This is a genomic window from Pseudoalteromonas sp. 0303 (assembly GCF_013349995.1).
Classification (GTDB): domain Bacteria; phylum Pseudomonadota; class Gammaproteobacteria; order Enterobacterales; family Alteromonadaceae; genus Pseudoalteromonas.
This window is the reverse complement of record NZ_JABVXF010000185.1, coordinates 1-354: the sequence shown is the minus strand read 5'-3', so window position 1 is coordinate 354 and position 354 is coordinate 1. Positions and strand designations below refer to the sequence as shown.

The following is a 354-nucleotide window of genomic DNA, read 5'->3' as shown; positions in this document are numbered from 1 at the left end:
TCACTGATACTCACTAAGTGAGGTTTACCTGGCGTAGCTTCTAAGCTTATAGATCGCCTTTGCATCATAAACAGCGCTAAGGCTATACGCTCTACGGCTTCCAACGCCCTTGCTTCACTAAGCAATCCCCCACGGAGTAATAAACGCTCTTTCAACTTTTGCGAAATACCATAATCAAGTTGTTCCTGTAAGTCACCTAACCTCCCATCAGATGATAACTGGTCCAAAGCTGACATAATTTCATAAGGCAAGTGATATAAGTGCCACAGCTCTTTTTCATTTAAATAATTTATAAACTCTTCGGAGTGTTCGGGGGCATAACTATTGGCAAATCGCTCTATGTCGCCGTTGTTG

At 42.4% G+C, this 354-nt stretch carries 1 protein-coding gene; it reads right to left on the bottom strand.

The annotated features are described in order from the left end of the window. Positions 1-354, bottom strand: a 354-nt coding sequence (locus tag HUS62_RS22725; RefSeq protein WP_175081243.1) for a hypothetical protein, incomplete at both ends; no start/stop codon positions are given.